This is a genomic window from Arcobacter sp. F155 (genome assembly GCF_004116455.1).
Taxonomy (GTDB): Bacteria; Campylobacterota; Campylobacteria; order Campylobacterales; family Arcobacteraceae; genus Halarcobacter.
The window spans coordinates 87241-110393 of the sequence record NZ_PDJU01000002.1; the positions used below are offsets into that span (position 1 = coordinate 87241).

Below are 23153 nucleotides of genomic sequence, written 5' to 3' on the forward strand. Positions count from 1 at the left end.
AAATCATTATAAATTATTAAATAAAAATAAAATTAAATTTTTATATATTTTTTCTTATATTTTTTTAATATATTAAGCCTATTTTTTATAGAATAGCTACCTTAATAAAAGGTATGCAATGAGAAAAAATATTACGCTTTATACGATAGTTATGATTATTATGCTTTCAGTTACTATATCCATATTTAGTCTTTATAATCTAAGAAAGACAGGGATTAAATCTGCAATTCACAATGCACAATCTATTTCAGAGGTTGTTAAAAGTGGATTAACTGCACATATGATTAATGGTAATATGCAAGACGTTGATACATTTATAAATTCTGCATCTAATATTAAAAATGTAGAACAACTATGGCTAGTAAGAAGTAAATATGTTAATGAACAATTTCCATCTTCTCACTTAAAAAACCCTCCTAGAGATGACTTTGATAAAAAAGCACTTGCAACAGGAAAAATGCAATATATAATAGAAGAAGAGATTACAAGCACAACAGTAAGGGTTACTATTCCATATAACGCAGTTGCCGAAAAGGGAATTGATTGTTTAAAATGCCACCAAGTAGAACAAGGTACAACATTAGGTGCAGTTTCTATTGTCTTAGATATTAGTACTATCAAAGAAATAGGTATTGAATCTATTTATGTAATTACTGTTTTAATTTTAACAACAATTATTTTATTTATTTTAGTTAGTAGAAGATTAATAAGTCCATACCTAAGACTATTTGACAAGTTTAAAATAAATATCAATCAAGCAACACATGGTAGATTTAAAGGAATTGTTCCTCCATCTGGCTTATCAGCAGAGATGATTCATATTACAGAAGATTACAATAATTTAATTCAGTCATTTAAAGATACTGCTGTTGATATTGATAAGAAACTTCAAGGTTTCGTTGGATTTAAAGCTTCAAATAAAAATAGAAATCCACTTAAAGACTCAAAAGAGATTATTGATAATCTATCAAATCTATATCAATTTAAAAAACAAATTGAGTTAGATAATACAAAAGAAGAAATCTACGATAGATTAGCAGAAGTATTAAGAAATAAGTTCAATTTAAAGAACTTCTCATTTGTAGAAATCGATATGAAAAAACAAAAAATGACTACAATGAAAGAGTGTGGAGAGTCGTTATATTGTGATGAAACTTTAAAAAATAATCCTGAAGCTTGTAGGGCAGCAAGAACCAAAAGTGATGTAATGTCAGTTCAGTTCCATAACACTTGTCCACATTTTGATAGTGATAAACTATACTATTGCTTCAATGTAGATATTACACAAAGTTTATATTTAATTATTAACTGTGTTTGTGATACACAAGAAGAGCTTGAAGAACTAAAAGAGAAAACTGTATTTATCAAAAGTTATCTAAAAGAGTCTGTACCTTCTATTGAAGTTAAACTTCTTATGAATGCTTTACAAGAATCTGCATTTACAGATGGATTAACTGGTCTATATAATAGAAAATTCCTTGAAGAGTATACTAAGAAAATGCTTCCTCAAGTAAAAAGAGATGGAACTAATATTGCACTTTTAATGCTTGATATGGACCACTTCAAAGCTGTAAATGATGAGTATGGTCATGATATTGGGGATAAAGTACTTAAAGAGCTTGCTAGAATTTTAAATGAGACAGTAAGAGAATCAGATATCATCATTAGATATGGTGGTGAAGAGTTTATGATTTTACTTATGGGTGTAAACAGTGATGAGGATGCCCTAAACGTAGCAAGAAAAATTGGAGATAAAGTAAGAGAAAATGAAATTGATGTTTATGCAGGAAACAAACTAAAGAAAACTGTTAGTTTAGGTCTTTCTATGTATCCAGAAGATTCAAGTTCATTTGAAACTGTTATCAAGAATGCTGATATTGCTTTATATGAAGCAAAAAATAGCGGAAGAGATAAAGTAGTTAGATTTAAAGAAGAACAAGTTTCAAGTGTTGACTTGTTCTAATATAGAAGCTAATTAATTTTAATTAGCTTCTACTAGTTGATTCTCATCAGCTATATAATCATGTTTAATACAGTGTTCACATCGAATAATATCATCATAATTAATAGTTGATAATTCTAACTCTTTAAACTCATCTTGTATTATTTTTATTGCCTCTTCATCAGCAGAATACAAAATAGATTTACCTTCTACATTTCCGCTAACTACCTTATCAGTTTTAGATAAAACATTTTTAAGACTCTCTTCCCAATAAGAGATTAAATCTTCATTATCTTCTAATTCATCATAACGAATATCCCATTGGGCACAAAGGTCTGGTAAAAGACCACATGTTCGCTTGTCGTAAAAGTCGATTGTAATTCCTTGAAGTTTCATAATAAACTCCTTAATTATTATATAATTAATTCTATAACTAGCACTCTTAAGAATTAAAGTAATAAAAAAACTAATTACTTAAATTAAGATTACTTTGGCAAAAGTTTTATGGTAAACTCTGCCCCTTTATATTCTTGATCTAAATATGAGTACTCATGATTTACGACACTTATTTCCCCACCTAAATGTTTAGTAACAATTTGATTTGTCATATAAAGACCTATTCCCGTACCCTGTGATTGATGTTTTGTAGTAAAATATGGTTCAAAAATCTTATTAACATACTCTTTTTTTATTCCCATTGCATTATCTTTTATAGTAATAATAAAATTCTCTTTTTTCTTAAATAAATCAATAAAAACATATCTATTAAATTCACTATCATCAAGATTACTCAAAGCATCATTTGCATTATTTAATAGATTGATTAAAGCTTGAATAAATAGATTCTCATTGCATTCAAAAAATAAATCATCTTCAAGATTTAGTATTAAAGTTATATCTTTTGTTTTAAATGAATCCTTTACTAATGAAATTACCTTAAAAATAGCCTCTTTTAGATTGACGCTTTTTTTAATTTGAGAATCAGAAAGAAAGAAGTTTCTAAAATCATCAATTGTAGATGAAAGATATTGGGCATATTTATTGATATTATCTAGATTTAACATTAACTCCTCATCTTCTAGTATTCCCATCTCTTTTTTTAGTTTTGTACCAGTTGCTACACTTGCAATTACAGATAAAGGTTGTCTCCATTGATGTGAGATATTACCTAACATTTCCCCTAAAGATGCAATTTTTGATTGCTGATACATCATCTCTTGATTTTTTATTTGCTCTGTTATATCAATGATATATCCAATAAAATTCACAACACAATTTTCATTATCTATTTCAGTTGCGGTATAATCAAGTACCCACTTTTCTTGACCACTTTTTGTGATTATTCGATAAGGTTCATGTTTAAAATAGTCTTTCTTCTTATTTAATGATTTTTTATATTCACTTTTTACTCTTATTAAATCATCTTTGTGAATACAATTAAAGTAGTCAATTTCATTGTTTAAAAACTCTTTTTTTGAGTATCCTAAAAGTTTTTTAATACTTAATGAAGCATATTCAATAGTCCATATCTCATCATTTTTCCATTTTAGTAATACTGAGTCACCCTTATCAAATAATGACAATAATACTTGTTGAGATTTAGTTAAAGAGTTAGCAAGTATATTTAACTCCTTTAACTCATTTTCCCTTCTTTTTAACTCTGTAATGTCATGACCTATTCCTAAAACTCCAATGATATTATCATCTTTATCTTTCATGGCTTTTTTTGAAGTATGCAATAAAACCTCTCTTCCATCTGAAGCATAAGTCACTTTCTCTTCATTTTTATTAACACCTTTTGCTTTCATTGCTTTTTTATCATTCATTCTAAAAAAATCAGCAAGTGCTTTATCTACATAGTCATAATCAGTTTTACCAACTATATTTCCCTCTTTATCCCCAAAGAACTTTTCAAACTCTGGATTACAAGCTAAATATACACCATCTTGGTCTTTTAGCCATACCATATCAGGAATTGTAAGTAAAATATTTTTAAGTAGTATCTGTTTTTGATTTAACTGTTCTTCATATTTTTTTCTTAAAGAGATATCATTTATTGTCCATAAAATACCCTTAGACAAATCTGCTGGTCTATTTTCATCTAAAGCCTTTCCTGACATTCTACACCACACAGGAACATTATCTTTTCGTTTTAATTTATACTCTATATCGAAGGTTCTATCTTCTATTAAACTAGGATGAGACTTTTTATAAAACTCTTTTCTCTTTTTTTCACTTATATGAAATATTGTAGTATGAAGCCCAATAAACTCTTTTGCAGATTCATATCCCATCATCTCTGCAAATCTATGGTTTGCATCAAGAATTTCACCCTCTTTTGAAACATAAACAATCCCAGAGTGAGAGTTATCAAATAGAAGTTTTAAATTCTTTTCTCTATTTTTTAATGTAGAAGTATATTCATGTTTTTCGATAGCTTTTGCAGCGATATTTGCATATGTCTCTATGTACTTTAAATCATAACTATTTGGAGAAGATGGCTTTTCATTATATATTGCAAATGTACCTAAAACTTCATTGTTAGAAGAGATAATTGGTTCAGACCAACAAGAGTGAAGATTTGCTTTTTGTGTGAACTCTAAAAAACCTTGCCAGTTTTTATGTTCATCAATATTTTCAACAATAACTCTCTTTTTTGCAAAAGCTGCTGCACCACAAGAACCAACTTTTTTTCCTATTTTTGTTCCATTTACAGCATCATTATAAAACTTTGGTAAAGAAGGAGCTGCACCTGTAAGTAGTCTAGTCTTTGACTTATCCAATAAAAGAATTGAACATTTTGAAGGGAAACATCTTTTTTCTGCAAGTAATACAATTCTTTCTAGTAACTTATCTAAAGAACTTTCTATAGCTACATACTCTAATAACTCTTTATTATCTTTATAAATAACTTCATAATGCTTAGTTGTGGTTATATCTTCAATTAATCCCCAAACAACTTTTTTAGCATTATTTTCCTCTAAACTAAAACCACTAATTCTAATGGGAAATCTTGTTCCATCTTTTTTGATATACTCTTTTTCATTTGGTCCAAACCGCTTATACTTTGTCAAGTCTTTAAACTGCTGTTCTTCTTGTTCTTCATAACCTTTTGGAGTAATATCCCAAAAAGACAAGGATAGAAACTCACTTTTTGAATAACCTGTATAGTCTAATAAAGCTTGATTAACTTCTATAAACTTTCCTGTTTCTTGTTCAATCATTGCCATTCCAATAGGAGAAAACTCAAATAATATTTTGAACTTTTCTTCTGAACGAGCTAGTTTTAATTCAGACTCAATCATAATACAACCTCACATATTAGCAACCTTCAATTATTATAACAAATAAATTATTTCAATTACACTTTTTTAACAATTTAACTTTTATTTCTAATATTCTACCTTTCAAGTAAAAGCTTGTATAATTGAAAAAACAAAAGAGTTGATATGGCAATAGAAGATAAAGAAAAATGGAATAAAAAGTATAAAAACACTCCTGAACTTTTAGCAAGTAGACCCCAAAGTTATAAACTATCAAATATAATAATCTATACAAAGGGTTTAGATGCACTTGATGTAGCTTGTGGCTCAGGTAGAAATTCAATTTTTCTTGCAAATAGTGGTTTTAATGTAACTTCAGTTGATATTTCAGAAGTTGCACTTGATTCTTTAAATGAAAAGAATAACCCAAAAATAAAAACACAACTTGTAGATTTAGATACACATAAATTTGATGAAAATAGCTATGATTTAATCATAATGACAAATTTCTTAGATAGGAAAGCTATTCCTAAACTAGTTAAAGCTTTAAAAAAAGAAGGTGTTTTATTTATAGAAACCTATATGTTCCACCAAGAGAACGAAAAACCACCTTCAAACCCTGATTTTTTATTAAAAGAAGGGGAACTAAAATCTTTCTTTGATGAAAAAGAAGTAGAGACTTTAGAATATGATGAGTTTTTTAATGAAAGTTTTGAACTATACAAGATGAGAAAACAAGCAATTGCAATAAGAAAAAAATAGAGTTACTTAAAAGGTAACTCTATAATAAAACAAGCTCCTATGTAACTGCTATCTTTATAAGTATATGAATAGTTTTCAACATATAATTTACCATTCATATGGTTTCTTATAATCTCTTGACTCATATAAAGACCTATTCCTGTTCCTTGAGACTGATGTTTAGTTGTAAAATATGGTTCAAATATTCGAGATATAATCTTAGAATCAATTCCACCTGCATTATCCATAATCTTGATAATCACATTTTGTCCATCTAAATAAGAGTTAATCAAGATTAACTTTTCAGCTTCTTGCTTATCTAAGGCATCTTCTGCATTTTTTAGAATATTCATCATAACTTGAATAAACTCATTTTTTACACCATAAACTTCTAAGTTTTCTTCTATCTCATAATTAATAGAAATATTTTTATTTTTTCTATTTATACTTGATAAATCTAAAGCATCATGGATTGTTTTATTTATATTAAATAGTTGAACCTCTTTATCAAGCTTTAAAAAACTTCTAAAATCTTCAATTGTTTGAGATAAAAATTGGGCTGAATTATTAATTGCATTTAAAGACTTGATTTCATCTGCTTCTACACTAACACCAATGTTCTTTTGCACCATTATTCCAGTTGCTGCAGTTGAGATTACAGATAGTGGTTGTCTCCATTGGTGGGCGATATTTCCTATCATTTCACCCATTGCAGCCATTTTAGATTGCTGGAACAGTGCATAGTCTTTCTCTTTTAAAAGTTTTTCCCTAAGCTTTTGTTCTGTAATATCACTAAATACACCAATATAGTTTACTACTTCATTGTTTTCATTTCTAATTGCATTTATTGTTAGCCACTCAATGAAGTTTGTTCCATCACTTTTTTTATTGGTTATTTCACCTTCCCAGAAGCCTTTAGCTAAAATACTTTCCCACATTTTTGAGTAAAATTCATTTGTGTGGGTATTTGATTTTAATACATTTACTTTTTTATTTAAAATATCTTCTTTCTTATATCCTGTAATCTTTTCAAAAGCTCTATTAACATCTAAAATAACAGTATCACTATTTGTAATCATAATTCCATCTCTTGTATTACTAAATACTGTATATGCTTGTTTTAGTTTATTTTCTTTTTCTTTCTTTAATGTTATATCTAAACCAATTGCAACTAAAAGTGTTTCCTCTGCATTGTTTATTGAAGAAAGAGTAAACTCTACAATTCTCTCTTCTTTATCTTTATTTAAAACAATAAGTTCATCTTGGTATTTTCTCTCAGTGAAATTTTTTATTTTATTTTTAATTGCACTTTTATCAGAACCTATCCAACACTTTAAGTCCCAGAATTTTTTCTTATGAATGCTCTTTACATTTTCCCCTAGAAAATCTAAAGCAATATTGTTCATCTCTAAAATACGACCATTACTATCAATAACCGTTGCTAAGAAGTGTGAGTCTTGAAAAAGTAGTTTAAACTTCTCTTGCTCTTGTACTTGTGCTCTTTCTTGCTTTATCTCTTCTTCTTTTTTTCTAGTATATAAATAGAAGAAAAACAGTGCAATTAAAATACTTAGTACAACAATAATTGTAGTTACAACAAAAAAGTTATATTGTCTTTTATTCCAACTTGATAAACTCTTTTCATAATCAAGTTTTACAAGTAGACTTATAGGATAGTTATTTGTTAAGATATAAGTTACGATATATTTATTATTATCTATTACTTCTATACCTGTATATTGATTTTTTTCTATTGCTGCTTTGAGTAAATCACTCTTTTTTATTCTTTTTCCAATTTTATGATTTTCATTTGTAGACAAAAGTAAAACACCATCTAATCTTAGAATTTCAAAGATAATCTCACCAGAAGTAATATTACTAAAAAATCTATCTTTAAAATAATCAGTATTTAGATTTATGATAACTTGATATACTTTATTATCTATTTCTATGTTTTTAGAAATTGGAATAAAAGATTGTTCATTAGGTTTTATTTTCTCTTCATTTTCATAAACATCACTTCCTGAAACAAAATCTCTTCCTATCCAAGGCGTTGATATTTTTAAAATATTATCATCAAATATAGGTTTTGGATAAAAGTTTTGATTAGGTAGATATAAATCTGAGTTATAGTTATTTGAACTATATATTATTCTATTATTTTCTAAAATATTTATAGATCTAATTTGAGGATAATCTTGAATTATTTCAAAGAGTTTATTCTCTATATTACTATAGTCTTTAGTTGTTTTAAAAAAGTTTTCAAGATTTAATATAGTTTGCTCCATATTAGATAAATCTTGATTTAACTCTTTTGAAAAAGATTTTGCATTTAATTTCGAGATAGTAAGATAGTTATCAACTGCTTCATCTTTTAGTATTGACAAGGAGGTCATAATACTAAAAATTATAATAAAAAAAGCAAAAAACAATCCAACTACTAATTTTAAACTATTAGCCATGCTTAAACTCTATTATTTTAAATTAATAATTGGTTCTAAACCATTTTGCTTTGCTAATTTTTTTAATCTTCCATCTTTTTTAATATTCTCAATAAACTTTTCAACTTCATTATAGAATTTATCATCTCCATAAGCAGTTACCCAAGCATAAGAAGTGAGGAAATACTCTTCTTTGGGAGAAACAAGTCTTGCCCACTGAGTTTTTTCTAACATTTTTTTACCATAAGGATAATCAGTCATAAAAACATCTGCCCTACCTGATTGAACTTCATCTTCTCTTTGTTTAAAACCTTTTATTACAACAAGCTTTGCATGTTTAAGCTTTTTCTTCATAATAGGTTCATGATAAGTTCCCTTAGCAACAGCAACTACAACACCTTTTTTATCTATATCATCCCAGTTTTGTATTTTTTTATTTGATTTAGTTGTTACAGCATAAATATCACTGTTTAGATGAGGAGTTGTAAATCTAAGTTTTTCCATTCTTTTTTTAGTTTTTCCAATTCCAAACATTGCAATATCGCATTTATTAGATGTTACATCTTTGATTAATGTAGGAAAAGAACTTTTAACTAGTTTTAACTCAACACCTAAATCTTTTGCTAATTCTTTAGATAAATCACTATCTATACCTGTTAACTCTTGTGTTCTTGGGTCAATATAAGTAATACTGTAATACTGAGGCCAAATACAAACATTTAATTGCTTTGTTTCTAAAATTCTATCTAGTCTACTGTCTTGTGCGTGTGAATAAGTAGCTAGAAATATAAAGATTACTAAAATCTTAAGTTTTTTATACATATCGTTTCCCTAAAATAATATTATAAATTACTATCAGTCTATACTTTTTATATTATCATAATTTTTAATATTTATTATAAAATAAGTTAGTTTTCAATAAAGTAATATAAGTGTGATATAATAATATAAACTTAATAAATATTTCTGCAAGGTAAATATATGAATAAAATCTTTTTATCAATAATTATTCTACTAACAGCAATAAACTCTTTTGCAATGCAAAAGGTTACTTTACAATTAAAATGGTTTCACCAATTTCAATTTGCTGGATACTATATTGCCAAAGAAAAGGGCTACTATAAAGATGTAGGTCTTGATGTAACTATCAAAGAAAGAGATTTAAAATATAACAATATTAAAGAAGTAATCAATAATAAAGCCCAATATGGAATCGCTGATTCAGTACTTTTTCTTTATAAAGCTAGAAATGAACCAATAATTACAGTTGCTCCAATCTTTCAACACTCAGCAAATATACTAATTAGTAGAAAAGATAGAAAAATACAAACTATTGAAGACCTAAATAATAAGAAGATAATATTTTATCCAAATGATGCCGATGGTTTTTCTCTTCTTGCTTTACTAAAAAAATTCAATGTAGATGCTGAATTGATAAGAAAAAGAGAAAAAGGTGACTATAAAAAAGTTATAAATAAACAAGCCGACCTGATGCCTGCATATTTGACAAATGAACCTTTTCTTTTCAAGGAAGCAGGAGTTGAAACTGACATCATAAATCCAATGAATTATGGTTTAGATATCTATGGTGATATGCTTTTTACAAATAAAAATGAAGCACTAAATCATCCTAATAGAGTAAAAAACTTTAGAGAAGCTTCTTTAAAGGGTTGGAAGTATGCTTTAGAGAATAAAGAAGAAACAATCCAACTAATTCTTGAAAAATATAATAGTAAAAAATCAATTGAGCACTTAAGATATGAAGCAAAAGCAATAGAAAGTTTAATTTCTAAAGATTTAATTCCTTTAGGAACTATGGATAAGGGTCGAGTACAATATATCAATAATTTATATATTAAATACGGTCTTATGGATTCAAAACTTGATGTAAATGACTTTATTTTTGAAGAGTATGTAAATAGTAAAGGAATTGATTTAACAAATGAAGAAAAACAGTATTTAGTTGATAACCCTACTATATCTGTATTAAATATGGAAGCTTTTGCTCCTTATAACTTTAATATTTCTAATCAAGCAAAAGGATACTCAATTGAGTATATGAAACTTTTAGCAAATATTCTTAATATAAAACTGGAGTTTAAGACAGTTGAATCTTGGGCTAAATCTTTGGATATGCTAAAAGAAGGAAGTCTTGATATTATTCCACACATTGCTATAAATGAAGAAAGAAAGAAGTATATTGACTATACAGATTTTACACATATAAACTTTTCAATTGCACTAGCAGTTAATAAAAGTTCTGATATTGGTACTTTAGAAGATTTAAATGGAAAAACATTATCAATATTAGATAATACTTTTTTTGAAGAAATTATTAGAGAAAAATATCCAAAAATAAAACTCTTGACAACAAAAACAATAAAAGAAGCAATTGATGCTGTATCAAATGGAACAGCTGATGCAACAATAGAAAACCTATCAACACTAGAATACCATATAAATAACTACTGGCTAAGTAACTTAAAAACAATAAAACTAAATAAAGATAGTGGTTTAGTAGTTAATATTCCTATGTATATGGGAGTAAAAAAAGGCAATAATCATTTAAAATCAATATTAGAAAAAGCAAATGCCTTTGTAAAACCAAACGAAATAACAAAATTAAAATCTGAATGGCTTATCAAAAATCTAGGGGAACATGTAGATTTTACAAAAGATGAATACGAATATCTAATAGATAAAAAAAATATAAACTATTGTATTGACCCAAACTGGATGCCATTAGATAAAATAGAAGAGAATAAACATATTGGCTTAAGTTCTGAGTATATAAAAATATTTGAAGAAAAACTTGGAGTAAACTTCAATCTAATAAAAACAGATAGTTGGTCTAGTTCACTAGAAAGTATAAAAAATGAGAACTGTGAGCTTGTACCCTTCATATATAGAACAAAAGAGCGTGAAAAGATATTAAATATCTCTAAACCATACTTATCTTTTCCTTTAGTTGTTGCAACTAAAATGAAAGAGCCTTTCATTGGAGACTTAAAAACCTTAGGTAAAAGAAAAGTCTCATACGTAAAAGATTATGCCTATAAAGAAGTACTAAAAAACAGCTATCCTTTAATAGAGTTTATTGAAGTATCTTCTATAAATGAAGGTTTAAATATGGTGCAAAGAAATCAAGTCTATGCACATATTGGTTTACTTCCTACTATTGGTTATCAAATACAAAAAAACTTTTCTAATAGTTTAAAAATAGCAGGAGAAGTTCAAGATGAATGGAGCCTTTCTGTAGCTACAAAAAAAGACAATGAACTACTATCTAATATTATGAAAAAAGTTCTAACTTCAATTTCTGAAAAAAAGAAAGAAGCCTTATTTAATAAATATAGTTCAGTAACTTATGAAGAGAGTATCGATTTGAAAAAGATACTTTTTATTGTCTCTTTCTTTTTAGTAGTTATTGTGATTGTTATATATAAAAATAGACAAATTAATAAATTAAATATCAATATGAAAAAATATATTAGAATTATTGATGAACATGTACTTACTTCATCAACTAGTGAAAAAGGAACTATAACACAAGCCTCAAAAGCATTTTGCAAGATAAGTGGCTATGAAAAAAATGAACTAATAGGGAAAAATCACAATATTATTAGACATGAAGATATGCCAAAAGAGTTATTTAAAGAGTTATGGGAAACAATTTCTAGTGGCAAAATATGGAAAGGTGAAATAAAAAACAAAAGAAAAGATGGAAGTTTTTATTGGGTTGAAGCAAAAATTTCTCCTATTTTTAATAATAAAATGGAAATTACTGGTTATACCTCAATTAGGCATGATATAACTGATAAAAAAAGAGTTGAAGAGTTATCAATTACTGATGAATTAACTGGTCTTTATAATAGAAGACATTTTAACAAAGTCTTTGAAGACGAAATAAATAGAGCAAAAAGAGATGGTCATGCCTTAGCACTAATGATTTTTGATGTTGACTGCTTCAAACAATACAATGATAACTATGGCCACCCTAAAGGGGACATTGTATTAAAAGAGATTGGTAAAACTATTAATAGTTTAACAAAAAGGTCTTCTGATTATGCATTTAGAATTGGTGGTGAAGAGTTTGCAATTATCTTTACTCCACACTTTAAAGAGACAGCTACTGATTTTGCAGCAATTATAAAAAAAGAGATTGAGAGTTTACAAATAGAACATAGGTTTAACAAAGCAAGTAATTATATAACAGTTTCAATAGGTTTATACAGTGAAAATGGAAATAAACTAGAAGATGCCGAAGCTATATATAATCATACAGATGATGCTTTATACAAAGCAAAAGAGAGTGGTAGAAACAAGTTTGTTTTATATGAGAAGAAGTAAAAGGAACTAAGTCCTTTTACTCTTTTATGAGTTTTTTAAATCTTCACACCTATGCTCTTTGATTTTATCAATATAATTAAATACTTTAGTTGTATTCTCTTCAATATCTCTAGCTACTGAGAATAATTGTTTATCTGTTTTATCTTTTGCATCAATATCGATATACTTTTGAACATTGCTATGAACTTTTTCATGAGCTATAAGGAACTCATCCCAATCTTTGTTGTTAGTATATGACTCATTTGAGTGTTGCTCAATCCACTTACCTAAAGCACACTCTGTATGAGTTTTAACTTTTGCTGTTTTACCATTTCCAAGCTCTTTAAAGTTTGTCTCTTTAAATGAAATATGGTCAAGTTTTAATTTTGTTGTATCAAATACTAAATCAACATCACATACTTGGTTTGATTTTGAAGTATCAAATTGTGTTCTACTAATTACTGACATTAAATTTGAAGCTATCTCACTTAAAGTCATTGCTTTTTGAGAAACTATCTCTGAAGCATTTGCATTCTCTTGTGTTGCTTTATCTAACTGAGTGATTACAGAGTTGATTTGCTCCATTGCTCTTGTTTGCTCATTTGTAGCAGAACTCACTTCATTTACATTTGTTGTAACTTGAGAAACTTTTTCATTTAAGTATTTAAAACTTTCAACCATTTGGTCTGCTGTTTCTTTACCCTCTTTTGTTTTTTCTTGAGCATAAATTACTAAATCTTTAATCTCTTTTGCAGCTTCAGCAGATCTATTTGCTAAATTTCTAACTTCCCCTGCAACAACAGCAAAACCTTTTCCTGCTTCACCAGCAGTTGCTGCTTCAACCGCTGCATTAAGTGAAAGGATATTTGTTTGGAAAGCAATTTGGTCAATTACAGTAATAGCTTCAACAATATCATTTGTTGCAGTATTAATCTCTTCCATCGACTTTCCAGTTCTATGAGCTAACTTATCATCTTCTGCACTTGTAACCTTTAAATCTTCTGCAATTGTAGACATCTCTTTTGCTCTTTGTCCAGTTGAAACAATAGTTGAAGTAATCTCTTCAACTGCTGCTGCTGTCTCTTCTAAACTAGCTGCTTGTTCAGTTGCAGAAGCAGAAAGTTGTTCTGATGTAGCTGCAAGTTCATTTGAATTTATTGATAAGCTTCTTCCTGTTTTATCAATCATAGATAAAACTTCTGAAATAGAATCACCTAAAGCATTTGCTCCTTTTACTAAAGAACCTATATTACCACTTTTATCACTAGAAATTTTATAATCATAGTGGGCATTTCCAAACTCGATTAGTGCGTTAATTACCATAACAATATTATCCCTTGTCACTTCTAACATTTGGTTAATATTCTCTTTTAGTAATTCAACTTGTTTATTTGATGCAGTTGAATCAATCTTATATGTATAGAATCCATCTTTAGCTTTTTCTACAATATCAATTGCTTCATCAATAACTTTTGCATCTTGTTTTAAACCCTCTTCTATATTTGAAAGATATTTATTAAAGTTATTTGCTAAAAGTCCTAATTCATCATTTCTATCTAGCTTGATTTTTTGGCTTGGGTCATTACTTTTTGTTAAATCTACAATTGCATCAGATAAAATACTTAATGGCTTGATAACAGTATTTTTTAGATTAGATAAGATTGCAACTAAAACTACTAAACCAAAGATTACTAAAATCATAATAGCAGTATTAATAAACTTTTCAGCACTAATAATTGCACTTTCAACTATTGCTAAAGGTCTTGCTACAAGATAGATTCCTAAAGTTTCACCTCTAAAGTCTTTTACCTCACTACTTGTATAAAAGTATTTATCGCTTCTATAAGAACCATTTGCTTTTAAAGACTCTAAGTCAATAGTTCTTGCATCTGCTAAGAAATCTTTATTTATGAACTTTTGAGAAATAAGATAGTTTTTTAACTTATTTGTATCATTAAATAGTTCAACTTTTTTTACATTTAAATCCATAAGAAGTAAAAAAGCATCTTTGTCTTTATCAAACTTCTTTGCAACAGAGTTTAAACCTTGAATAAACTCTAAAGAACCTAAATGCTCTCCATTGTCATCTTTAATAGGAACTACTGTTCTTAAACTAAGTCCAGCTTTTCCTAGTTCCATTGTATTAACTGGTTCATTTGAACTATTTACTTTTACAACACTATGTCTAAATGAGCTTAAATCATCACCATATTTTTCTGGTTTCCATGCTCTTAAAAAAGATTTATTATCTTTTGTATGTACATGAACTTTGATATTTTTAAAAGGTGTATGGTCTTTCATCTCTTTTGAGATTGACTTTAAACTAAGAATTGCTAACTCTCTATTGTTTTCTCTTAGTGCTTGTTTTATTCTTCCATCATTTGCTATTGATAGAGCATTTGAAATACCAACATCTTTTTTTGCTTGTACATTCTCTGTGACATGAGTAGTTAACTCATCTAATGTACTTTGATAAACTTCCTCTTCTGTAATATTTTTATAGTAATTAAAAACCAAAAAACTAATTACTAATGCAACAAATATTATAAGAACAGTCACAAAAGAAAATTTCTTTTGTATACTCATATTTTTAAACATTATCATTCTCCTTGCTTGAGTCGTATTATAGGACAATAATGTTTATTTTAGATTTAAATTATATAAGTAATTATAATCTTACTTTCATGTTATAATTATAGGTAATAATTATATTAAGGGATAATTATATAACTTATTTAATAAGAGCCATTCTTGCATATAATCCAAAGGTTGATGTATAACCTACTTCACTAAACTTTAGACTCTTTTTACTATCATATATAAAGGTTGTAGGAAAAGCTTGAATATTGAATTTTCTTGAATAAAAGCCATCTTCATCATTGATAACTTTGAAGCTAAGTTTATGCTCATCTAAATAATTTTGTATTTGCTCTTTTGTTCCAGATTGAACAGCGACTGTGATTACTTCATAATCTTTTGATATTTTTTCTATATTTGAAGCTTCAAATTTACAAGTTGGACACCAAGTTGCCCAAAAGTGAAGAAGTACAGGTTTATCACTAGGAAGAGTATATAAACTTCCATCTAATAATGTAACAGTTTGCAAATCTAATTTTTCTTTATTTAAATCTTGTGAACGATAATAACTAAAAGCATTTGCAGCAATAGTTAACACAACAACAAAAACAATAATCTCTTTTAAATATTTTTTTAATTTTTCTTTCAAAACTTGCCTTATTAATTTTAAAAAGATTATACAGTTTTTTTGTGTACTTAATATATAGAGAAAAAGTCTTCATCTTCTCATCATAATCGTATGTAAAATCATAGTTTTGCATCTTTTTGTATTTTTCTTCGTCTACTTATATAAATGAACAATAAAGGATAATTATGAGTCTATTTTTAGCTATGTGCACCTTCTCTCTTATAATGTCAATCACTCCAGGACCTGTAAATATAGTAATCGTAAACTCTGGTATAAATAATGGTTTTAAAAAAACATTTGCTTTTATATCAGGAGCAACTATTGGTTTTACCCTACTTTTAGTATTGATTGGGTTGGGTTTTAATACAGTTTTAGAAAAAAAGAGTCTGTTTTTTTCTTCTTTAACCTTCTTAAGCTCCTTATTTATAATATACATAGGATATAAAATTATTAACTCAACGGGGAATATTGAGATAAATAATAAGGAAAAGAAAACTCCATACTTCTATGAAGGTTTTTTGATGCAATGGCTTAATCCAAAAGCTTGGATTGCTTCAATGTCAGGTGTATCACTTTTTTCTTCTTCTGATTTTAATCTTTATAGTTTTATTTTTATTTATTTTTTTATTTGCTACTTAAGTTTAATATTCTGGGGATATATAGGAGAAAAAATTAGTTATTTACTTAAAATAGAAAAGCACTTAAAACTGCTTAATTTTATAATGGGTTCATTGTTAATAGTCTTAGCCGTATACTTATTTTATGTACAAATCTTTTAGATATAATTATTTAACTAAGGAGTCATTATGGATAAAACAACTGAAGAGGTATGGAAAGAGTATCATAAACAACTTCTTGGCTTTATTAGTAGTAAAGTTTCTAATAAACAAATGGCAAAAGACATACTACATGAAGTATTTATAAAAATTCATTCTAAAATGCATACTTTAAATGATTTTACAAAACTAAAAAGTTGGATATATCAAATTACAAGAAATACCATAATTGACTTTTATCGTACAAATAAAGATATAAAAGAGATACCTGATTGGGTAGAGAAACCTTTTGAAATTGACTCAGATGAGAGAATAAATGAAGAACTCTCTTTATGTCTAGGATTTCTAATCGAAAAGCTTCCTTCAAAATATAAAAATGCCATACAACTTACAGAAATAGAAAATAAATCTCAACAAGAACTTGCAAATGATGAGCAAATATCACTCTCTGGTGCAAAGTCAAGAGTTCAAAGAGGAAGAAAGATATTAAAAGAGATGCTTTTAGAGTGTTGTCAATTAGAAATTAACAAACATAACCGTATTGTAGAAGTACAAATAAAAGATGAAAAAAACTGTGATTTACTAAAATAAACTATATTGAACATTTATAAGCACTAATTAGATAAAATAACTACCTTAAAAGTTACAAAATCAAAGGTTTAATAATAATGAATGAAAGCAAAGATTTTTTACGTGTTATAGTAGAAGAAGACCTAAAATCAAACAAATATAATGAGGTGGTTACAAGATTCCCTCCTGAGCCAAACGGTTTTCCTCATATTGGACACGCTAAATCTATCTGTATAAACTTTGGTATTGCACGTGATTATAATGGTCACTGTAACCTTAGAATGGATGATACAAACCCAACAAAAGAAGATACAAAATATGTAGAAGCCTTAAAAGATGCTGTTCAATGGCTTGGTTTTGACTGGGGTGAAGAAGTATATTTTACATCTGATTATTTCCAAAAACTATATGACTATGCTGTAGAACTTATCAAAAAAGAAAAAGCATATGTTGATAGTATAAACGAAGAAGAAATGAGAGAACTAAGAGGTACTGTTACACAAGCTGGTAAAAGAAGCCAATATGCAAATAGAACAGTAGAAGAAAACCTTGAACTATTTGAAAAAATGAAAAATGGTGAGTTTAAAGATGGTGAACATGTATTAAGAGCAAAGATTGACATGAGCGCAGCTAATATGAAAATGAGAGACCCTCTTTTATATAGAATTAGACATGCACACCACTTTAGAGCTGGTGATAAATGGTGTATTTACCCTATGTATGATTTTGCTCATTGTTTATCTGATTATATTGAAGGTGTTACTCACTCTATTTGTACTTTAGAGTTTGAAAACAATAGAGATATCTATGATTGGGTATTAGATACTTTAGAACTTACTCCACCAAGACCATATCAACATGAATTTGCTAGACTTGGAATTAACTATACTGTAATGAGTAAAAGAAAGCTTCTTGAACTAGTTGAAGGTAATTATGTAAGTGGTTGGGATGATCCAAGAATGCCAACAATTGCTGGATATAAAAGAAGAGGATATACTCCGGAATCTATACTGAACTTCTGTGATCAAATAGGTATTGCAAAAGCAAACTCAATGGTTGATGTTGCACAATTAGAATATTGTATTAGAAACGATTTAAATCAAAAAGTTCCTAGAGTTATGTGTGTGTTAGACCCACTTAAAGTAACTATAGAAAACTATGAAGGAGAAGGTGAAGAGATTGAAGCCTCATATTATCCCCATGATGTTCCAAAAGAAGGTTCTAGAAAAATACCATTTACAAAAGAGCTTTTTATAGAGAGAGAAGACTTTAATGAAAATCCTCCAAAAGGATACTATAGACTTACTCCTACTCAACCTGTAAGATTAAGACATGGTTATATCATCTCTTGTAAAGAAGTTATCAAAGATGCAAGTGGGAAAATCATTGAAATTAAAGCCGAATACTATAAAGACTCAAAAAGTGGAAGTGATACAAGTGATATCAAAGTAAAAAGTGCTATTCAATGGGTAAGTGCAAGTAAAGCAAAAAACATAGAAGTTAGACTTTATGATAGACTTTATAAAAATGAAGCCCCAGAAGGATTAGATGATTTAAACCCTGATTCTCTTTCTATTATCAAAGATGCACTTGTAGAACCAGCTGTAATTGAAGATGATGTAGATGAAAGATTCCAGTTTGAGAGACAAGGTTATTTCTACAAAGACCCAATTGATTATACAGATGAAGCTCCTGTATTTAATAAGATTGTATCATTAAAAGACTCTTGGGCTAAAAAGAGTAAAAAAGAAGATGATAAACCAAAACCTACTCAAAAACAAGAGCCTAAAAAAGTTCAAATAGATGGGGAAGCAGCTCCTCTAACAAAAGAGCAAGAAGCATTATTTGAAAAGTATACTAAAGAGTTAAAACTAAACTCAGAAGTATCAAATATTTTATGTAGAGATGAAAAACTTTCTTCTTTTTATGAAGAAACTCTAAAACATTTAGATAGTCCTGTAGCTTTAGCTAATATTGTTGCAAATGATGTAGCTAAACAATTAAAAGAAAAATCTATTTCTGAACTTAAGTTTAATGCTTCAGATATCGCTGAGCTTATTAAAATGGTTGATGATGAAACTATTTCAACAAAGATTGCAAAACAAGTTTTTGAAGAAATGAGTGAATCAGGAAAAAGTCCAAAACAAATAGTTGAAGACAAAGGTTTAATTCAAATCAGTGACCCTGCTGTAATTTCACCTATTATTGATGAAGTTATTGCAAAAAATCCAGATAACCTGGAGAAGTTTAAAAATGGAAATACAAAACTTTCAGGTTTCTTTGTAGGACAAGTATTAAAAGCAACAGGTGGAAAAGCAAATCCTAAAGTTGTAAATCAACTTGTTGCACAACAACTAAACAAATAACTTTATCAAAATATCAAGCTTTTTAAAGCTTGATATTCCCCCCTAATCTTTTAAATTTTAAGATATATTAATTTCTAACCAATACTACTATTGACATTACTACTAATTAGTACTATACTCAAAATACAAATATTCTTAAAAGGATAATTATGGCAATAACTACAAAAGAAAGAGCACAAGGTGCAATTATTGGAGCATTTATTGGAGATGCACTAGCATTAGGTTGTCACTGGTATTATGACTTAGAAGAACAATACAAAGATTATGGAACATGGATAACAGATTATACTACTCCTAAAAAAGGAAGATACCACGAAAATCAAAAAGCTGGTGACTCATCTCAAGCAGGTTTTATACTAAAATTAATGATAAATTCTATTTTAGATAATAATGGCTATGATCAAGAAGATTTTTGTAAAAAGATTGATGAAGAATTATTTACAAAAATTGATGGCATTCCAACTCATGGACCAGGAGGATATACTTCACAATCAATTAGAGAAGTCTATAGACAAAGAGTTGAACAAAAACTTGACTGGAGTGAAGTAGGAAGCCAAGCTGATACAACTGAAGCAATTGAAAGAACTCTAGCATTAGCAGTAAGATATGCATACGAGCCACAAAAGTTAGCAAAATCAATTTCTCATAATACATTTTTAACACAAGTTGATGATATTGTTGGTTCGATGACAGTTGCATATGGAGCTATTTTAGCTCAACTAATTCAAGGTGAAAAGCTAGATGAAGATATTTCAAATAAATTAATGAAACTTGTAAAAACAAAACAACTACCTTTTCATGCAGTTACATCTGATAATTTTCAACCACCAAAACCTGGAAGTAAAGACCCATCAAATATTGGATTATTTGCATCTCCTGATGCCCTACTTTCTCCATCCTTTATAGCAAAAGCAGCCAAAGACCCACAAATACAAATTGAACCAGCATGGAAAGTATCTTTAGTATATGGTATGCCCTGTGCTATTTATCATATGCTTCCAGCTTGCTATTATCTTGCAGCAAGATTTAATAATGACTTTGAATCAGCAATTTTACACTCATTGAATGGAGGAGGACAAAATCAAGCAAGGTCAATTTTAACAGGAGCTTTAGTTGGAGCACAAGTTGGAATAAAAAATATTCCACAAAGATTTATTGATGGACTAAATGAAAAAGAAGAATTACTAGCTTTAGCCCAAAAGTTATCAAAACAAGTAGGAAAGAGTTTAAATGACTAGAAAAGAGTTCCTTAAGTTCACAACCTTATTACTATCTTCACCACTATTTGCAAGTAATAAAACAAAAAAGAAAATGCCTGCACTTTTTATAAGTCATGGAAGCCCTATGAATATTATTTTAGATAATAGTTATACAAAAAAACTAAAAAACATATCTAAAACTTTTGAAAAACCAAAAGCAATTATAGTGATTTCAGCCCACTGGTACGAGAACCAAACTCTTGTATCAAACGCAGAAGAACAAGAAACTATATATGATTTTTATAACTTCCCTGATATATTATATGATATAGTTTATGAGCCTAAAGGAAACCCTACTTTAGCAAATAGTATATCAAATAAAATAAAAGCTCCAACTGTAGATAGAGGTTTAGACCATGGTGCATGGAGTATTTTAAGACACATGTATCCAAAAGCCGATATCCCTACTTTTCAAATATCTATTAACAATACTTTAACTTATAAGCAACACTTTAAATTAGGTAAGATACTTAGTATTCTAAGAGAAAATGGTGTTTTAATTATTGGAAGCGGTAGTGTTACTCACAATCTAAGATTAACAAATCCTAATGCCCAAGAAATAGATACATGGGCTTTATCTTTTGATGAATATGTAAAAGATGCTTTTAATTTTAAAAAGAGTTCAAAACTTATAAATATAAAAGAACATCCATTGTTTACTATTGCTCATCCTTATGATGACCATTATATTCCCCTACTTTATAGTGCAGCATGTATAAACTCTGATGATAAAGTAGAGCATTTTCATGATGAAATAATTTCTGGAAATCTAACAATGAGATGTATTAAAATTGGTTAAATGATTTTTTAATAGGCTCTTTTATTCATAAAAAGAGTCTATCTTCTTTCTATGATTTTGTGCCCATTTTTCAAAGCCCATCTCTTTTTCAGCTTCTACGTTTGTTTTTGTTTGATTATAAACTTCTTCAGCTTTTTCTTTAGCAATAACAGCAATTCCCTCTTCATCAGCAACTATAATATCACCAGGATTTACAGCAATACCACCAGCTACGATTGGAGTATTTAGGGGTAAAACAGCTTTTTTAGTTCCAGGCATAGGATGAACTCCCCTACCAAAAATAGGAAACTTAATCTCTTTTACTTCTCCTATATCTCTAACTACACCATCTATTACAAAACCTTTTATCCCAAGCCCTTGAGCAATAGCACAAACATTTCCACCAGAAACTGCATAATCCATAGAGTTAGTTTGAGCTACTATAATTGAACCCTTTGGTGCTTCATAAATAGCTCTATGAAGTGCTAAGTTATCTCCAGGAACCATATTTACAGTAAATGCAGGTCCTGAAATTCTTGGTATATCCACCCAAAGTTGTTTCATACCAGCATCCATAAAACTCTCTCTTTTTATTGGTCCTGCATAATCACAAGGGCTAAACTGGGCAAACTTTTCATAATCCATTAATACTCCTTAAGAACGTAAATTTTTAATAACTTGATAAGCCTGATTTATCTCTTGGGTTTTAGCTGTTGCTTCTTCCATATATGACTCATCTTTATCTTGTGAACTAATAATATCAGGATGATACTCTCTTACAAGTTTTCTGTAAGCTTTTTTAATAGTATTCATATCATCACTCTCTTTTACTCCTAAGACTTCATAGGCTTTACTTGGAGTCATAGAGTCTTTATTATTTTGCATTTTTTGCTCTAAAGTACTAACTATAGAGTTATATACCTCATCTGAGATTTGTAACTCTTTTGCAATAACTCTTAAGATCTTATCTTCATCACTACTAATACCATTATCTATAAAGGCAAGTTGAATTAAAAAGCTAATAAACTGTCTTCTTTTTAAGATGCTTTTTCCAAGAAGTTTGTTTAAAGAATTTGCTATTTGTTGTGTGTCATCTATTGTTTCTTTTTCTTTATTGAAAATCTCTTTCATGATACCTCTAGCTTTGTCTTTTTCATCAAAAACTTTTGAGATATCATCAAACATCATTCCAATAAGTTGAGCTTCTAATTCATCTACTCTTCCATCTGCTTTTGCTACCTTTGCAACTAGAACAATAAAGTGACCTAAATAGCTTTCTCTAAAAAGCTCTTTGGAAGCTACTAATTTATTTAATTTCTTTTTTGAATAAAGTTTATAAAGTTTAACGGCTACAATTAAACCAAAAATAACTGATAGAGTTAAAAATGTATTTACGATAAAAGTGTAATACAATATCACAAGAAACAGTGCTATAAAAATCCATTTTTTTAATTTTATATTCAAAGAGATACCTTTATTATAG

The 23153-nt window shown here is 28.3% G+C and carries 16 protein-coding genes; 8 read left to right on the top strand and 8 right to left on the bottom strand.

Annotated features, from left to right (window positions below):
• The first annotated feature begins 118 nt into the window (after nucleotides 1-118).
• The gene (locus CRV03_RS02955; protein WP_129083662.1) at nucleotides 119-1963 is read left to right on the top strand and encodes a GGDEF domain-containing protein; all 1845 of its coding nucleotides are present in this window, start codon (nucleotides 119-121) and stop codon (nucleotides 1961-1963) included.
• A gap of 18 nt (nucleotides 1964-1981) precedes the next feature.
• On the opposite strand, the gene CRV03_RS02960 is transcribed toward CRV03_RS02955, so the two are convergent.
• Nucleotides 1982-2338 (bottom strand): hypothetical protein, encoded by a 357-nt coding sequence (locus CRV03_RS02960; RefSeq protein WP_129083663.1) that lies wholly within the window; start codon nucleotides 2336-2338, stop codon nucleotides 1982-1984.
• An 89-nt stretch (nucleotides 2339-2427) separates the two neighbouring features.
• A complete protein-coding gene (locus CRV03_RS02965; RefSeq protein WP_129083664.1) occupies nucleotides 2428-5247 on the bottom strand; it encodes a PAS domain S-box protein in 2820 nt (939 codons plus the stop codon).
• 144 nt (nucleotides 5248-5391) lie between these two features.
• On the opposite strand from CRV03_RS02965, the gene CRV03_RS02970 reads away from it, so the two are divergent.
• Nucleotides 5392-5967 carry a methyltransferase domain-containing protein gene (locus CRV03_RS02970; protein WP_129083665.1) on the top strand — a complete coding sequence of 192 codons (576 nt, stop codon included), beginning with the start codon at nucleotides 5392-5394 and terminating at the stop codon, nucleotides 5965-5967.
• Between the two features lie 2 nt (nucleotides 5968-5969).
• Here CRV03_RS02970 and CRV03_RS02975 read toward each other — a convergent pair whose 3' ends face one another.
• Together CRV03_RS02975 and CRV03_RS02980 are read right to left on the bottom strand one after the other, a co-directional pair.
• On the bottom strand, nucleotides 5970-8333 hold the full coding sequence (locus CRV03_RS02975; RefSeq protein WP_164968605.1) for a PAS domain S-box protein: 2364 nt from the start codon (nucleotides 8331-8333) through the stop codon (nucleotides 5970-5972).
• Between the two features lie 87 nt (nucleotides 8334-8420).
• Nucleotides 8421-9209, bottom strand: a complete 789-nt coding sequence (locus CRV03_RS02980; protein ID WP_129083667.1) for an ABC transporter substrate-binding protein — start codon at nucleotides 9207-9209, stop codon at nucleotides 8421-8423.
• 159 nt (nucleotides 9210-9368) lie between these two features.
• Here CRV03_RS02980 and CRV03_RS02985 point away from each other — a divergent pair, with 159 nt between their 5' ends.
• Entirely contained in the window at nucleotides 9369-12737 is a 3369-nt protein-coding gene (locus tag CRV03_RS02985; RefSeq protein ID WP_129083668.1) for an ABC transporter substrate-binding protein, read from the top strand.
• Between the two features lie 24 nt (nucleotides 12738-12761).
• Here CRV03_RS02985 and CRV03_RS02990 read toward each other — a convergent pair whose 3' ends face one another.
• Together CRV03_RS02990 and CRV03_RS02995 are read right to left on the bottom strand one after the other, a co-directional pair.
• On the bottom strand, nucleotides 12762-15314 hold the full coding sequence (locus CRV03_RS02990) for a methyl-accepting chemotaxis protein (RefSeq protein ID WP_164968606.1): 2553 nt from the start codon (nucleotides 15312-15314) through the stop codon (nucleotides 12762-12764).
• 133 nt (nucleotides 15315-15447) lie between these two features.
• Nucleotides 15448-15942 (bottom strand): protein disulfide oxidoreductase, encoded by a 495-nt coding sequence (locus tag CRV03_RS02995; protein WP_129083670.1) that lies wholly within the window; start codon nucleotides 15940-15942, stop codon nucleotides 15448-15450.
• Between the two features lie 164 nt (nucleotides 15943-16106).
• On the opposite strand from CRV03_RS02995, the gene CRV03_RS03000 reads away from it, so the two are divergent.
• From CRV03_RS03000 to ygiD, 5 genes are all read left to right on the top strand, one after another.
• The gene (locus tag CRV03_RS03000; protein WP_129083671.1) at nucleotides 16107-16700 is read left to right on the top strand and encodes a LysE family translocator; all 594 of its coding nucleotides are present in this window, start codon (nucleotides 16107-16109) and stop codon (nucleotides 16698-16700) included.
• Between the two features lie 27 nt (nucleotides 16701-16727).
• Nucleotides 16728-17288 carry an RNA polymerase sigma factor SigZ gene (gene sigZ / locus CRV03_RS03005; protein WP_129083672.1) on the top strand — a complete coding sequence of 187 codons (561 nt, stop codon included), beginning with the start codon at nucleotides 16728-16730 and terminating at the stop codon, nucleotides 17286-17288.
• A 77-nt stretch (nucleotides 17289-17365) separates the two neighbouring features.
• Complete coding sequence (locus CRV03_RS03010; protein ID WP_129083673.1) at nucleotides 17366-19633, top strand: glutamine--tRNA ligase/YqeY domain fusion protein; 2268 nt, start codon at nucleotides 17366-17368, stop codon at nucleotides 19631-19633.
• Between the two features lie 149 nt (nucleotides 19634-19782).
• Nucleotides 19783-20871, top strand: coding sequence for an ADP-ribosylglycohydrolase family protein (locus tag CRV03_RS03015; protein ID WP_129083674.1), 1089 nt, complete (start codon nucleotides 19783-19785; stop codon nucleotides 20869-20871).
• Entirely contained in the window at nucleotides 20864-21691 is an 828-nt protein-coding gene (ygiD, locus tag CRV03_RS03020; RefSeq protein WP_129083675.1) for a 4,5-DOPA dioxygenase extradiol, read from the top strand. The genes CRV03_RS03015 and ygiD overlap by 8 nt, the downstream gene beginning before the upstream one ends.
• A 21-nt stretch (nucleotides 21692-21712) precedes the next feature.
• Here ygiD and CRV03_RS03025 read toward each other — a convergent pair whose 3' ends face one another.
• Together CRV03_RS03025 and CRV03_RS03030 are read right to left on the bottom strand one after the other, a co-directional pair.
• The gene (locus tag CRV03_RS03025; protein ID WP_129083676.1) at nucleotides 21713-22315 is read right to left on the bottom strand and encodes an RraA family protein; all 603 of its coding nucleotides are present in this window, start codon (nucleotides 22313-22315) and stop codon (nucleotides 21713-21715) included.
• Between the two features lie 9 nt (nucleotides 22316-22324).
• Complete coding sequence (locus CRV03_RS03030) at nucleotides 22325-23134, bottom strand: DnaJ domain-containing protein (protein WP_129083677.1); 810 nt, start codon at nucleotides 23132-23134, stop codon at nucleotides 22325-22327.
• Between the last annotated feature and the right edge of the window lie 19 nt (nucleotides 23135-23153).